Annotated in this window: 14 protein-coding genes; 6 read left to right on the forward strand and 8 right to left on the reverse strand. The window is 62.9% G+C overall.

The genetic code is table 11. The features are described from left to right. The first annotated feature begins 25 nt into the window (after positions 1-25). The 6 genes from yidC to VK792_RS09040 all read left to right on the forward strand — a co-directional run bounded on the left by yidC (position 26) and on the right by VK792_RS09040 (position 5390). Complete coding sequence (yidC, locus tag VK792_RS09015) at positions 26-1861, forward strand: membrane protein insertase YidC (RefSeq protein WP_326297140.1); 1836 nt, start codon at positions 26-28, stop codon at positions 1859-1861. Further along, positions 1858-2601, forward strand: coding sequence for an MOSC domain-containing protein (locus tag VK792_RS09020; protein WP_326297141.1), 744 nt, complete (start codon positions 1858-1860; stop codon positions 2599-2601). The genes yidC and VK792_RS09020 overlap by 4 nt, the downstream gene beginning before the upstream one ends. Next, positions 2598-3254 carry a ribosome biogenesis GTP-binding protein YihA/YsxC gene (yihA, locus tag VK792_RS09025; protein WP_326297142.1) on the forward strand — a complete coding sequence of 219 codons (657 nt, stop codon included), beginning with the start codon at positions 2598-2600 and terminating at the stop codon, positions 3252-3254. Before VK792_RS09020 ends, yihA begins: the two co-directional genes overlap by 4 nt. Before the next feature lie 98 nt (positions 3255-3352). Beyond that, entirely contained in the window at positions 3353-4243 is an 891-nt protein-coding gene (gene argB, locus VK792_RS09030) for an acetylglutamate kinase (RefSeq protein WP_326297143.1), read from the forward strand. Beyond that, positions 4240-4908, forward strand: a complete 669-nt coding sequence (locus VK792_RS09035) for a ferredoxin (RefSeq protein ID WP_326297144.1) — start codon at positions 4240-4242, stop codon at positions 4906-4908. The genes argB and VK792_RS09035 overlap by 4 nt, the downstream gene beginning before the upstream one ends. Continuing rightward, on the forward strand, positions 4899-5390 hold the full coding sequence (locus tag VK792_RS09040; RefSeq protein ID WP_326297145.1) for a SixA phosphatase family protein: 492 nt from the start codon (positions 4899-4901) through the stop codon (positions 5388-5390). The genes VK792_RS09035 and VK792_RS09040 overlap by 10 nt, the downstream gene beginning before the upstream one ends. A 242-nt stretch (positions 5391-5632) precedes the next feature. Here VK792_RS09040 and VK792_RS09045 read toward each other — a convergent pair whose 3' ends face one another. The 8 genes from VK792_RS09045 to crcB all read right to left on the reverse strand — a co-directional run bounded on the left by VK792_RS09045 (position 5633) and on the right by crcB (position 13197). Continuing rightward, positions 5633-6424, reverse strand: a complete 792-nt coding sequence (locus tag VK792_RS09045) for an amino acid ABC transporter ATP-binding protein (protein ID WP_326297146.1) — start codon at positions 6422-6424, stop codon at positions 5633-5635. Positions 6425-6435: 11 nt separating this feature from the next. Continuing rightward, positions 6436-7752, reverse strand: coding sequence for an amino acid ABC transporter permease (locus tag VK792_RS09050; RefSeq protein ID WP_326297147.1), 1317 nt, complete (start codon positions 7750-7752; stop codon positions 6436-6438). Position 7753: 1 nt separating this feature from the next. Beyond that, positions 7754-9019 (reverse strand): amino acid ABC transporter permease, encoded by a 1266-nt coding sequence (locus tag VK792_RS09055; protein WP_326297148.1) that lies wholly within the window; start codon positions 9017-9019, stop codon positions 7754-7756. 152 nt (positions 9020-9171) lie between these two features. Then, positions 9172-10191, reverse strand: coding sequence for an amino acid ABC transporter substrate-binding protein (locus VK792_RS09060; protein ID WP_326297149.1), 1020 nt, complete (start codon positions 10189-10191; stop codon positions 9172-9174). A gap of 207 nt (positions 10192-10398) precedes the next feature. After that, positions 10399-11109 carry an ATP12 family chaperone protein gene (locus VK792_RS09065; RefSeq protein ID WP_326297150.1) on the reverse strand — a complete coding sequence of 237 codons (711 nt, stop codon included), beginning with the start codon at positions 11107-11109 and terminating at the stop codon, positions 10399-10401. Next, complete coding sequence (locus VK792_RS09070) at positions 11106-11780, reverse strand: HAD-IA family hydrolase (RefSeq protein WP_326297151.1); 675 nt, start codon at positions 11778-11780, stop codon at positions 11106-11108. The genes VK792_RS09065 and VK792_RS09070 overlap by 4 nt, the downstream gene beginning before the upstream one ends. Next, on the reverse strand, positions 11777-12820 hold the full coding sequence (locus VK792_RS09075) for an RluA family pseudouridine synthase (RefSeq protein WP_326297152.1): 1044 nt from the start codon (positions 12818-12820) through the stop codon (positions 11777-11779). The genes VK792_RS09070 and VK792_RS09075 overlap by 4 nt, the downstream gene beginning before the upstream one ends. After that, positions 12817-13197 (reverse strand): fluoride efflux transporter CrcB, encoded by a 381-nt coding sequence (crcB, locus tag VK792_RS09080; protein ID WP_326297153.1) that lies wholly within the window; start codon positions 13195-13197, stop codon positions 12817-12819. Before crcB ends, VK792_RS09075 begins: the two co-directional genes overlap by 4 nt. Positions 13198-13313 lie beyond the last annotated feature (116 nt).

Genomic DNA, 13313 nt, shown 5'->3' on the forward strand with positions numbered 1-13313 from the left:
AGATGTATTGGGTGGCAGGCTCCACATGGACGATCAGAACAAGAATCTCATTCTCGCAACGGCGCTGAGCTTTGCCGTGATCCTGGTCTGGTTCCTGTTGTTCCCTCCACCGGAACCGCAGCAGGCCACCGCACCCGAGGTCGCGGCCACCACACCGGTGGCCGAAGCCGCGGCGCCGACCGCAGGCGCGAGCGAGGCAACCGCGGCAGCCGATGCCGGCAACGCCGCCGACACGACAGAGGCTCCGCGCCTGCCGATCGACACCACCCGGCTGGGCGGGACGATTTCGTTGACCGGTGGCCGGATCGACGATCTGTTGCTGAAGGACTATCGCGAAACCATCGAACCGGACTCTCCGACGGTACACATGCTGCGCCCTGTGGGCAGCGAAGACGCTTACTATGCGCTGTACGGCTGGGCCCCCGGTGCGGGCCTGACGGCCGACGACGTGCCCGGCCCGAACACGCTGTGGACGGTCGAAACCGGTGACACGCTGACGGTGGACACGCCGGTAACCCTGCGCTGGGACAGCCCCGCCGGGCTGATCTTCCGCCGTACCCTGTCGGTGGACGAGGATTTCATGTTCTCGGTGACGCAATCGGTGGAAAACACCACCGGCGCCCAGGTGTCGGCAGCGCCCTACGGCGTGATTGCACGCCACGGCATCCCAAAGGACCGCAAGAAGTTCTTCGTGCTGCATGAAGGCGTGATCGGCATGTCGGACGGCGAATTGACTGAAACCAGCTATGAGGACATGGCAGACCTGCCCGTGGTGGCCGCCGAAGGCGCCCCAGCAGAGGTCAAGCAGGTTCAGGAAAACGGCTGGATCGGCTTTACCGACCACTACTGGATGGCAACGCTGGTTCCCGCACCGGGGTCGTCGTTCAAATCGGTCGAAAAATACTATGCCGCGCGCGACATCTATCAGACCGAAGCGGTGCTGCCGACGATGACCATCGCCGCCGGCCAAAGCGCCGAAGTCACCACGCAACTGTTTGCCGGTGCCAAGGAATGGGAAACCATCCGCGAATACCAGAAGGCGGGCGTGCTGAAATTCGTCGACAGCATCGACTGGGGCTGGTTCTTCTTCTTTACCAAGCCGATCTTCATCGCACTGCACTGGTTGCATGGCCTGATTGGCAACATGGGTCTGTCGATCATCCTGCTGACCTTCCTGATCAAGGCGCTGGTGCTGCCACTGGCGTTCAAGTCCTATGTCTCGATGGCGAAGATGAAGGAATTGCAGCCTGAGATGCAGGCGATCAAGGAAAAGGCAGGCGACGACCGCGCCAAGATGCAGCAAGAGATGATGGCACTCTACAAGAAGGAAAAGGTGAACCCCGCGTCGGGCTGTTTGCCGATCTTCATTCAGATCCCGATCTTCTTTTCGCTCTACAAGGTGATCTTCGTCACGCTGGAACTGCGTCACGCGCCATTCTTCGGCCCGTTCCAGGATCTGTCGGCGCCCGATCCGACGTCGATCTTCAACGCCTTCGGACTGCTGCCCTGGGCCGCGCCCGAGGCAGGGACACTGATGGCGACCATCTTCCTGGGCATCCTGCCGATCCTGCTGGGCGTATCGATGTGGTTGCAGCAGAAACTGAACCCGGCCCCCACCGACCAGACCCAGGCGATGATCTTTGCCTGGATGCCTTGGGTCTTCATGTTCATGTTGGGCAGCTTTGCCAGCGGGCTGGTGGTGTACTGGATCACCAACAACACGATCACCTTTACCCAGCAGTACCTGATCATGCGCAGCCAGGGCTATACCCCGGACGTGTTTGGCAACATCAAGTCGGGCTTCAAGAAGACCCCGAAAGACGCCAAGGCCGAAGAGGCGGGTAAGCCCGGCAAGAAATGACCGCGCGCGTCACCCAGATCTGGCGCCATCCGATCAAGTCCCACGGCCGCGAGTCGCTGGACCGGGTGGCGCTGACGGCCGGGCAGACCGTGCCCTGGGATCGGGTCTGGGCGGTGGCGCTGGAAAATTCCGATGCTGACGGGTCTGAATGGGTAAGTTGCGGCCATTTCAGCCGGGTCAGCAAGGCACCTGCCCTGATGGCGATCACGGCCCGGCTGGACCCGGACAGCGAAACCATCGTGTTGTCGCATCCCGACCGGGACGATCTGACGATCCAGCCCGACCGCGACGGCGCAGCACTGCTGGACTGGGTCGCCGGGTTGGTGCCGGAAAACCGGGCGCAGCCTGCCCGGCTGATCCGCGCCCGGGCGCAGGCGATGACCGACAGCGACTTTCCCAGCGTGACGCTGTGCAACATGTCTTCGCACCGGGCGGTGGAACAGAAGATGGGCCGCCCGCTGTCGGTGCTGCGCTGGCGCGGCAATATCTGGATGGACGGGCTGGCACCCTGGGAAGAATTTGAGTGGATGGGACGCGAAGTGCAGATCGGCAGCACGATCTTCAAGGTCCGCGAACGCACCGACCGCTGCACTGCCACGACGGTCAACCCCGACACCGGGGTCAGGGATGCGGACACGCTGAGCGTCCTGGACACATGGGGCCACCGGGATTTCTCGGTTCGGGCAGAGGTTGTCCGGTCCGGCGAGGTGGCAATAGGCGACGGGGTACACCTGCTGTGACACAAGAATTGCCGTTTCCGATCGCCGAGATCCCCGATGAGCTGAGCCGCGAACGCGGCAGGTTGCTGTTTGCCGGGGAAACCGAGTTCCTGAAAGGCGTGGTCGCGATGGACGGCCTGCCGCCGGATGACCGGATCGAGGTGTGCTTTGCCGGACGGTCAAACGTGGGCAAATCCAGCTTGATCAACGCGCTGACCGGGCGCAAGGGACTGGCGCGCGCGTCGAACACCCCCGGGCGGACGCAGGAAATCAACTTTTTCACCGCGGGCGAAGAACATTATCTTGTCGACCTGCCCGGCTATGGCTTTGCCAATGCGCCGGTCGCGGTGGTGCAGAAGTGGCAGGCGCTGCTGAAACAGTACCTGTCAGGGCGCACCAACCTGCGCCGTGCCTTCGTGCTGATCGACCACAGGCACGGGGTCAAATCCGTGGACGAAGAAATCATGACCCTGCTCGACAAAAGCGCGGTCACCTTTCAGTGCGTGCTGACCAAGGCCGACAAGGTCAAGGCCACCGACCGTGAAAAGGTGCTGGCACAGGTACGCAAGGCCCTGTCAAAACACCCCGCCGCCTTCCCCGAGATCGTCGTGACCTCTTCCGAAAAGGGCGACGGGCTGGAAACCCTGCGGACCATCATCGCGACGCTGGTATAGGGCGCGGGCAGGATTTTTCGACGAAAAATCTTGCACCGACCCGGCCGATTGACCAGACAAGTGGTATACCCCTACGGCGCGAAAGGCCCGCCAGAACGATGAGACGACAGAACATGGACCGAGACTGGATCGCTACTGCCCGCACCCTGTCCGAGGCTCTGCCCTATCTGCAACGCTATGCCGGGGCCATCGTCGTGGTCAAATTCGGCGGCAACGCCATGGGTGACGCCGACGCGATGGCCGAATTCGCCCGCGACATCGTTCTGATGCGACAGGTGGGGGTGAACCCCGTCGTGGTGCATGGCGGCGGGCCGATGATCAACGATTTGCTCAAACGGCTGAACATCGAAAGCCGTTTTGTCCGTGGCAAGCGCGTGACCGATCAGGCCACGGTCGAAGTGGTCGAAATGGTTCTGACCGGTCTGGTCAACAAGCGAATCGTTCAGGCAATCATGGACGAAGGCGGCCGCGCCGTCGGCCTGTCGGGCAAGGATGACGACCTGATGGTCTGCGAGGCGGACGACCCCGAACTGGGTTTTGTCGGCCGCCCGATCGAGATGAACGTGCAGGTGCTGCGTGATTTGTTCACCGCCGGGATCATCCCGGTCGTGGCCCCTGTGGCCACCGGGATGGACCCGCTGGAAACCTTCAACGTCAACGGCGACACCGCCGCCGGTGCGATTGCCGGGGCGCTGAAGGCCGATCGCCTGTTGCTGCTGACCGACGTGACCGGGGTCAAGAACAAGGATGGCGACGTGGTGACCGAGATGACCCCGGACGACGTGAACCGGATGATCGCGGACGGCACCATCGCGGGCGGGATGATCCCCAAGACGGAAACCGCGCTGCAAGCCATCGAAAAGGGTGTGCGGGGCGTCGTGATCATTGACGGTCGGGTGCCCAACGCCTGCTTGCTGGAGCTGTTCACCGAACACGGTTCGGGGTCGTTGATCCGGCCCGAGAACCTGCCCCCGCGCGAGAATCGATGACCGCGCTGGCCGCGCTGGATGATGCGGCCGCCAAGGCCGGGCTGCGGGTGCGCGGCGTGCTTGAGGTGACCGACAGCGACGGCGCGCCAGAAGGCTGCGCATCGCTTGTGTTGCTGGGACCGGATGAACCCGCGTTCTGGCCGCTGTTTTCCACCAGCGACGAATATTTCGACGGCAACCCGGACCCGCTGGACCGCTGGTCCAAGCGGGTGATTGGTGCATTGGCGAGGGAGTGGGGCGGCCATGCGGTGTTTCCGTCCGACGGCCCGCCCTATCCCCCGTTCATCGCCTGGGCGCGCGACAGTGACCATGCCTGGGTGTCCCCCGTGGGTCTGCTGGTCCACGACGCGGCAGGGCTGTTCATCAGCTATCGCGGGGCGGTGGCGTTGCCCCAGGTGGTGCAGGCCGCCCCCGTGGGCGTGATGCCCTGCCTGAGCTGTCACGCCGCCCCCTGCACCACGGCCTGCCCGGTCGGCGCGCTGTCGCTGGCAGAGTACGATGTGGCGGCGTGCAAGGCGCATTTGCGCAGCGACCTCGGCCACGACTGCCGGGACAACGGTTGCCTTGCCCGGCGGGCGTGTCCTGTTGCTGTTGATTTCGAACGCCTGCCGGTGCAATCGGCGTTTCACATGGCCGCTTTCCTGGGGACGGACCCATGCGACTGATCCTGATGCGGCATGCCAAATCGGACTGGTCCGAACCGGGGCTTGACGACCATGACCGCCCGCTGAACGGCAGGGGCCGGAAAAGCGCCAAGGCGTTGGGGGCGTGGCTGCGGGGCAAGGGATATCTGCCGGATCAGGTGCTGTGTTCCAGCGCATTGCGCACGCGCGAAACACTGGACCGGCTTCGCATCGAGGCGCTGGTGAGCGTCGAGGGCCGGCTGTACCACGCCAGCCCAAACGTGATGTGGGACAGCCTGTCCGAGGCCACGGGACAAACCGTGCTGATGGTCGGGCACAATCCCGGCATCGCGGAATTCGCGGCTGGGTGCGTGGCGCAGCCGCCCGCGCATAGCCGGTTCTTTGCCTATCCCACCGGGGCGACTCTGGTGGTGGATTTTGAGGCCCCGGACTGGTCGCATGTGCGCTGCGCCACGGGCACGGTGTGGGATTTCGTCGTACCGCGCGACTTGCTTGAGGACTGACGCTACTGCTGCGGTGCGGTCGGACCGATGCAGGGCACCAAGCTCGATGCAGCGGCGGGCGGATGCCAGCGGGTTGATCGGCCGGAAAGGCGTTTGTGGACCGGCTGCGCCGAAACCCCCGGCGTCGGGACCGACTAACGATCGGCCGACCATGGCGCAGTTTCGTCAACACATGGGCCAGGATAGAAAAAGGGGGCCAGCGGCCCCCTTTTGTACTGCGTCGCGATGGTCTGTCCCGTGCCTTAGTGGCCCAGGATCTGGCTGAGGAACAGCTTGGTCCGTTCGTTCTGCGGGTTGTTGAAGAACTCTTCGGGTTCGTTCTGTTCGACAATCTGGCCCGCATCCATGAAGATCACGCGGTTCGCCACCTGACGCGCAAACCCCATTTCGTGGGTCACGCAAAGCATGGTCATGCCTTCTTCGGCCAGTTCCACCATCGTATCCAGCACTTCCTTGATCATCTCGGGGTCAAGCGCCGAGGTGGGTTCGTCAAAGAGCATGATCCGCGGCTTCATGCAGAGCGAACGGGCGATGGCCACACGCTGCTGCTGACCACCGGACAACTGGCCGGGATACTTGTTGGCCTGTTCCGGGATCTTGACCTTTTCAAGGAAGTGCATCGCGGTCGCCTCGGCCTCTTTCTTGGGGATCTTGCGAACCCAGATCGGGGCGAGCGTGCAGTTTTCCAGGATCGTCAGATGCGGAAACAGGTTGAAGTGCTGGAACACCATGCCGACTTCGGACCGGATCTTGTCGATGTTCTTCAGATCCGACGACAGTTCGGTGCCATCCACCAGGATGCTGCCGGCCTGGTGTTCTTCCAGGCGGTTGATGCAGCGGATCAGGGTGGATTTCCCCGACCCCGACGGGCCCGCGATAACGATCCGTTCGCCGCGATAGACGGTCAGGTCGATGTCGCGCAGCACGTGGAAGGACCCGTACCACTTGTTCATCTTGGTGATCTGGATCGCGACCTCGTCAGAGACCGTCATTGCGCTGCGGTCGATATCGCGCTCGATAGCTAGTTCAGACATTGATGGTCTCCTTAACGGTGCTCACGACGGAGCTTTTTCTCGAGGAAGAGGGAATATTGGCCCATGCTGAAGCAGAACACGAAGAACAGCAGGCCGACAAAGACGAAGAGTTCCCAATACACGCCGTTCCAGTCAGTGGTGGCGCGGATCGAGTTCGTCAGGCCGATCGGGTCAAGCAGGCCGATGAAGACCACCAGCGTGGTGTCCTTGAACAGGCCGATGAAGGTGCTGACGATGCCCGGGATCGAGATCTTCAGCGACTGCGGCAGGATGATCAGGCGCATGGATTTCCAGTAATCCAGCCCCAGCGCATCGGCGGCCTCGTATTGACCTTTGGGCAGGGCGGCCAGGCCACCGCGGATCACCTCGGCGATATAGGCCGACGAGAACAGCGTGACCATGATGATCACCCGCAGCATGAGGTCGAAGTTGGTGCCCGGCGGCAGGAAGTAGTTCAGCAGCAGGGACGCGGTGAACAGCCAGACGATCAGCGGCACGCCGCGGATCATCTCGATGAACCCGACCGAGACCTTGTTGATGAAGAACAGGTCCGATTGACGCCCCAGCGCCAGCAGGATGCCCAGCGGCAGGGACAGGATGATCCCCGACACGCCGATGATGATCGCCAGCATGAAGCCGCCCATCTGCTTGGAATCGACGTGTTCGATGGCCAGCGGCAGCACCGACGACAGGGCGTCGGTCAAGCTGCCGGCCAGGAACAGCCAGTAAAGCAGCGGCAGGACGATCGCGGCCAGAACGCCGACAAGATTGCCGATGACCCTGGACCCGATCGTGAAGGCGAAGAAGCCCAGCACGAACCCGGAAGCGACGACGATCGGCCCCCAGAGCGACCCGCCCCAGATCATCCAGTAAGCGATGAAGGGCGCGGCGACCGAGAACCACAGCATCTTGCGCGGCAGTTCGGTGAACAGGACCGGCAGGATCGCGACCAGGAACACGATGAAGGCGAGGACCGGACGCCAGTAAAGTTCGGCCGGGTAGAAGCCGAACATCAGCTGCGGCCAGCGTTCGGTGATGACCGCCCAGCAGGCCGCGGCGACGCCGGGGCCATAGGTGGCGTCGCGGATTTCGCGACACTGGTTCAGGTTGTCGGCCACCCAGATTCCCCGGAAGGCCCAAGGCAGCACATGGCTGAGCGCGGCCCAGATCACGACGACCGAGACCAGGGTCAGCAGGATGTTGACCCAGCCCGAGAACAGGTTTTCCCGCAGCCATTTCATGACACCACGTTCCGTCAGCGGCGGTTCCTGCTCCGGGATCATGGTTTCGCGCACGAAGGCGACGGTTTGTGCGTGTGTTTCGCTCATCTTACCGCTCCTTCAGCTTGACCGAGTTGTTGTAGAAGTTCATCGCGCTGGAAATCACCAGACTCGTGACCAGATAGAACAGACCGAGAAGCAGCATGCCCTCAAGCTCTCGTCCGGTCTGGTTGATGGTGATGCCGCCCAGGGTCGAGCGCACGTCCATATAGCCCACTGCGATCGCCAGAGAGCTGTTCTTGGTCAGGTTCAGGTATTGCGAGATCAGCGGCGGGATGATCACCCGAAGCGCCTGCGGCAGGATCACAAGGTTCATCGTGGTGCCCGGGCGTAGGCCCAGGGCATAGGCCGCTTCGGACTGACCCTTGGAAATGGCCATGATGCCCGCGCGCACGATTTCCGCGATAAACGCACCGGTATACAGCGACAACGCAATCCACAGGGCTATCAACGAGTTGCGCAGGTGTACCCCTTCGGTGAAGTTGAAGCCCTTCAGGTACGGAAAGTTAAGATGCGCGCCCATCAGAACCATCAGGATACCGGCGGGCAAAAAGAACACCGCAAGGTTGATGTACCAGGTGGTTGGGCGGATGCCGGTGGCCTCTTGCTTGACCGTGGCGCTGTGGTTGATGAGGGTGATCGCATAGATCGAGGCGATCAGCACGACAACAATCAGAAGCCAGTTCAGATACCCGCTGTCGAAAAACGGCGACGCGAAGTTGATGCCCGGGATGTAAATGCCGCGGTTGGTCACCGCGATGGCATCCAGGATCATGCTGGCTTCGGGTGTGTCACCGCGGAACGCGCGTGGTGCCGGCATCGATTCCGTCATCAGCGCGAAGATCAGGATGATCCACAGCAGCAGCGGCACGTTGCGGAAGCCTTCGACGTAGACCGCCATCAGCTTGGCCACCAGCCAGTTGTTCGACAGGCGCAGGACGCCCGCGATCACGCCAAGCACGGTGGCAAGGGCACAGCCCAGAACGGCAACCAGAAGCGTGTTCAGAATCCCGACGGTGGCCGCACGGGCGTGCGAACAGACCGAATTGACGATCTCTCCATTAACCTCGCAACTGGTGTTGTATTCGATCAGGCGCTGGTTGATATCATAGCCCGCGCGGCTCCAGAGGAAGCCGAAATCGAAATCCTTCCCCAGTTCCTGAAGGTTGTGGATCACGTTCGACAACAGCCAGGACAGCATGAGCATCAACAGCACCATCGCCACGACCTGGATCGTCAGCGAACGGTACCGCGTGTCATATAATAGCTGGCTGAGCCGAAAACCCTGGCTCGGCGGTTCGGTCATAACAGACATTTTGTTCTCCCCGTGGTTTCCGTTCTTCCTTGACCGCTGCACCGGTTGGTCCGGCGTCTGGCCACCCTCGGAAACTCGTTTCGCGCAGGCTTGCGCGACATTGATGTGAAAAGGGCGCGAAGTCTGACCTTCGCGCCCTTTCCGTCAAGCTCTTAGCGGAACGGCGGGCTGTAGAGCAGGCCGCCATCGGTCCATTGCGCGTTCAGACCGCGCGACAGGCCAATCGGGGTGTTCTCGCCGATGTTCTTTTCGAACAGTTCGCCGTAGTTGCCGCCGGCCATGATTGCGCGCTTGGCCCAATCCTTGTCCAGACCCAGCATGCCGCCCAGTTCACCTTCGGTGCCCAGGATACGGTTGATTTCCGGGTTGTTGGTCGGCGCAGCTGCCAGCTCTGCCACGTTGGCCGAGGTGATGCCCAGTTCTTCGGCCGAGATCAGCGCGTTCAGGGTCCAGCGTGCGATATCACCCCAGTCGTTGTCGCCGTGGCGAACGAGCGGGCCCAGCGGCTCTTTCGAGATGATTTCCGGCAGAACGACGAAGTCGCCGGGGTTTTCAAAGGTGGCGCGGGTTGCGGCCAAGCCCGATGCGTCGGTGGTGTAGACGTCGCAGGCGCCAGCCAGGAACTGCTGCTGCGCTTCGGCATTGGTTTCGATCGGAACCGGCTCGTACGACAGGTTGTTGGTCCGGAAGAAGTCGGCCAGGTTCAATTCGGTGGTGGTGCCGGTCTGGATGCAGACGGTGGCGCCATCAAGTTCCTTGGCCGAGGACACGCCCAGTTCCTTCGGAACCATGAAGCCCTGACCGTCGTAGTAGTTCACGCCGACGAATTCGAACTTCAGGTCGACATCGCGCGAGAAGGTCCAGGTGGTGTTCCGTGCCAGCAGGTCGACTTCACCCGATGCCAGTGCGGTGAAACGGGTCTGACCGGTGGTCGGAACGAATTCGACGGCCATCGGGTCGCCCAGAACAGCGGCGGCCACGGCGCGGCACACGCCAACGTCAAAGCCCTGCCATTCGCCATTCGCGTCGGGTGCAGCAAAGCCCACCAGACCGGTGGACACGCCGCAGTTCAGCTTGCCGCGTGCTTTCACATCGTCCAGCGTCGCACCAGACGCGGCACCGGCGGCGATGCCGGCCACGGTCAGCGCGCCGAGAATTACGGTTTTTTTCATCTTTACCTCTTCCTGTTGGTCCGCCCCTTCAGGGACGTTGATCCGCCCTTTCACGAGCGATGCAGACAAAGCAGGGGGGTCCCCCGCTTCGATGGGCTTGAGTTTGGAGGGATTCATTCCAGAACGTCAAGCCAAGTATCAGGGAAAATGACGTTTGATTCAGCAAATGACCGATCCGAGGGCAGACCCGACATTTTGCGCGCTCCGTCAACCTGTGGAAACTTGGTAGAAACGGCAGGCGTGCAGGAACTCGGATTTCTTCCTTTCGGCCAGTTCGGTCGCCTCTTCATCGGCGCCCCACTGTTCTTCCTGCCAGGTTTCGTCGAGTCGCGACAGCGTCCAAAGCTGGTTTTCCGTCCAGGCCCGCCGCGTCGCCGCCAGCCCGAGAATCAGCGATCCTGTCAACGACACGAGGTCGTGAAACGCGGCCATCTGGAACGGGTTCATGGCAAAGACCGGGCCGCGCAAACGGTCCAGAACCCCATCGGGTTGGGCCGCGTGGATCACGCCCTGGCGCGGTTGCAGGCGCGCGCCAAAGGTCTGTTCTGCCCAGTCAAGCAATGGGTCCCAGTGCGCGGCCTGGCGGCTGACCAGTTCGACCGGGCTGTGGGCACGATAGCACAGCAGGTCGGTGTCGCCGTATTGCAGCAGCATCTCGGCCACCTCGTCGAACTGGCGCGCCACCTTGTCGATGGCGGCATTGGCGGACCGGGTATTGGGCATGGTCGTCGGGTCGACCATTTCATGCTGCGCGTCCCATTCGGCGGCGATTGCCGCGGCCATGGCGCGGGTCGGCAGGACCAGCGGCGCCTTCGCGGGTGTCTTGACCCCGCGCCCATCCAACGTGACAGCAAAGCCGCCGTCGGCTTCGCGAACTTCGGCCTGTTTCCAGAACCGCTTGGGTGCCCAATTGCTCATGCCCTGCCCCCCTGGATCTGCGCGATGGCCTGCATCATGGTATCAGTGGTGTCGACCAGCGCATGGGCGTGGCGCAGTTGCGACGCCGGGTGATAGCCCCAGGTCACCCCGATTGCCACCATGCCCGCAGCGTGGCCCATGTCGATGTCATAGGACGTGTCGCCGATCATCACCGCATCGCCCGCCGCCACCCCGGTTTCCGACAGTGCGGTCAACAGCATCGACGGGTGCGGTTTGGACGGATGATCGTCGGCCACCTGCGTGGTGATGAAATACCGGCGCAGATCGCGCGCATCCAGCAGCGCCTCGAGCCCGCGACGGGATTTTCCGGTGGCGACGCCCAGCAGAATCTCGTCTTGCGCATGCAGATGTTCCAGCACATCGCGAATCCCGGGATAAAGCGGGCTGCTGTCGGCGCCGCCTTGGCGACGAATGTCGAAATACGCCTCTTTGTAGCCGGCCACCAACGCATCCCGCGTGTCCTGGTCGCTGTCCGGCGCAAGCCGCGCCATCGCCTGCGGCAGCGACAGGCCGACGATGCCAAGGATCGCGTCGCGCGAGGGTACAGGGCATGCCACGGTTTCAAAGCTGCGAGTCATCGCCCCCAGAATATCCGCCTGGCTGTCGACCAGCGTGCCGTCGACATCGAAGATCACCAGTTTCAGGCTCATCGAACCCTCTCGAACGGGTCTTCGTCGGCATAGGATTCCTCCCACCCCAGGGTTTCCCAGGTGTCTGCCATGTGCGCGGGCAGAGGGGCGTGGATCACCACCGGCTTACCCGTCGCAGGGTGGATAAAGCCGATGGTGCGGGCGTGCAGGTGCAGCTTGCGGGAAATGATCCCGCCCAGTTGCGCGCCCCAGCCATCGCCCAGATTTTCCTGCCCCGAGCCGCCGTACTTGCCATCACCGATGATCGGATGGCCGATTTCGGCCATGTGGGCGCGCAGCTGGTGGGTACGGCCGGTGACCGGCTCCAGCGCGACCCAGGCGGCGCGGCCGGCAACCCGGAACAACGTAGCGTAAAGCGTGTGGGCGCGTTTCGCGCCTTCGGTGGTATCGAGGTCGCGGGGATGCACGCAGAGCATCTTTTCCCCCTCGCCGCCCTTGCCGTGACCGGGGGCCTTGACCAGCCCGTACTTGATTTCGCCTTCGTAGGGCGTGGGCACACCGGCAACCAGCGCCCAGTAGATCTTGCGCGTCTGCTTGTGGCGGATCGCAGCGGTCAGCCCCTTGGCCATTTCGCGGGTGCGGGCCAGCAGCAGGACACCGCTGGTGTCCTTGTCCAGCCGGTGCACCAGCCGGGGTTTTTCGTCGTAGCCGAAGGTCAGCGCCTCGGCCAGCCCGTCGACATGGCGGGTCTGCTTGCTGCCGCCCTGCGTCGGCAGGCCCGGCGGCTTGTTCAGCGCGATGATGTGGTCGTCCTGCCAGATCACGCAGTCGCGGATCAGTTTCGTATCGGTGTCGCTGACCCGGGGCTTCGGCGCGCTTTCCACCTGCCCCGGTTCGGGCAGTGGCGGAATGCGGACCTGCTGACCCACCTCGATCCGGTGCGAGGTCTTCACCCGGCCACCGTCGACGCGGATTTCACCCTTGCGGCACATCTTTTCGATGCGCCCCTGGGCCAGGTGCGGAAACAGGCGTTTCAGCCAGCGGTCAAGCCGCTGGTCGCCGTCGCCGGGGCCAACGGTTATGGTCTGTACTCGGCTCATTGCAAGGCCCCGCGGGTCAGCACCATGGCCGCGAACAGCGCGGCGATGGACAGGGTGACGGAAGACAGCACATAGACCGCGGCAAGCCCGGTCTGACCGCGTTCATAAAGCGTGGCGACGTCCAGCGAGAAGGACGAAAACGTGGTGAACCCGCCCAGGAAGCCGGTGACCAGAAGCGGGGCGAAGCGGTTGGCAGAGAAATGCCCGAGCAGCACCACGATCACCCCCATCAGGAAAGAGCCGATGACGTTAACGGCAAAGGTGCCATAGGGAAAGCCAGAGCCCAGCAGACGCAGCAGAGCATGGCCGGTCAGGAACCGGCACGAGGCACCAATCGCGCCGCCAAGGGCAACCTGGAGAAGGGTCAGGGATGTCATGCCGGGGTGATGCGCGCAGGTTCGGAGCTTGTCAAGGTCGGGGAGCGGGGCACGATTTTTCGACGAAAAATCATGCCAGGGGGTTCCACCCCCTCGGCCTGCGGCCTCACCCCGGG

Source organism: Mesobacterium hydrothermale (genome assembly GCF_035818635.1).
Classification (GTDB): Bacteria; Pseudomonadota; Alphaproteobacteria; order Rhodobacterales; family Rhodobacteraceae; genus Mesobacterium_A; species Mesobacterium_A hydrothermale.

Coding starts and splice junctions, on each gene's coding strand:
- yidC (WP_326297140.1), top strand. CDS start 26: ATGGACGATCAGAACAAGAATCTCATTCTCGCAACGGCGCTGAGCTTT.
- VK792_RS09020 (WP_326297141.1), top strand. CDS start 1,858: ATGACCGCGCGCGTCACCCAGATCTGGCGCCATCCGATCAAGTCCCAC.
- argB (WP_326297143.1), top strand. CDS start 3,353: ATGAGACGACAGAACATGGACCGAGACTGGATCGCTACTGCCCGCACC.
- VK792_RS09035 (WP_326297144.1), top strand. CDS start 4,240: ATGACCGCGCTGGCCGCGCTGGATGATGCGGCCGCCAAGGCCGGGCTG.
- VK792_RS09040 (WP_326297145.1), top strand. CDS start 4,899: ATGCGACTGATCCTGATGCGGCATGCCAAATCGGACTGGTCCGAACCG.
- VK792_RS09045 (WP_326297146.1), bottom strand. CDS start 6,424: ATGTCTGAACTAGCTATCGAGCGCGATATCGACCGCAGCGCAATGACG.
- VK792_RS09050 (WP_326297147.1), bottom strand. CDS start 7,752: ATGAGCGAAACACACGCACAAACCGTCGCCTTCGTGCGCGAAACCATG.
- VK792_RS09055 (WP_326297148.1), bottom strand. CDS start 9,019: ATGTCTGTTATGACCGAACCGCCGAGCCAGGGTTTTCGGCTCAGCCAG.
- VK792_RS09060 (WP_326297149.1), bottom strand. CDS start 10,191: ATGAAAAAAACCGTAATTCTCGGCGCGCTGACCGTGGCCGGCATCGCC.
- VK792_RS09065 (WP_326297150.1), bottom strand. CDS start 11,109: ATGAGCAATTGGGCACCCAAGCGGTTCTGGAAACAGGCCGAAGTTCGC.
- VK792_RS09070 (WP_326297151.1), bottom strand. CDS start 11,780: ATGAGCCTGAAACTGGTGATCTTCGATGTCGACGGCACGCTGGTCGAC.
- VK792_RS09075 (WP_326297152.1), bottom strand. CDS start 12,820: ATGAGCCGAGTACAGACCATAACCGTTGGCCCCGGCGACGGCGACCAG.
- crcB (WP_326297153.1), bottom strand. CDS start 13,197: ATGACATCCCTGACCCTTCTCCAGGTTGCCCTTGGCGGCGCGATTGGT.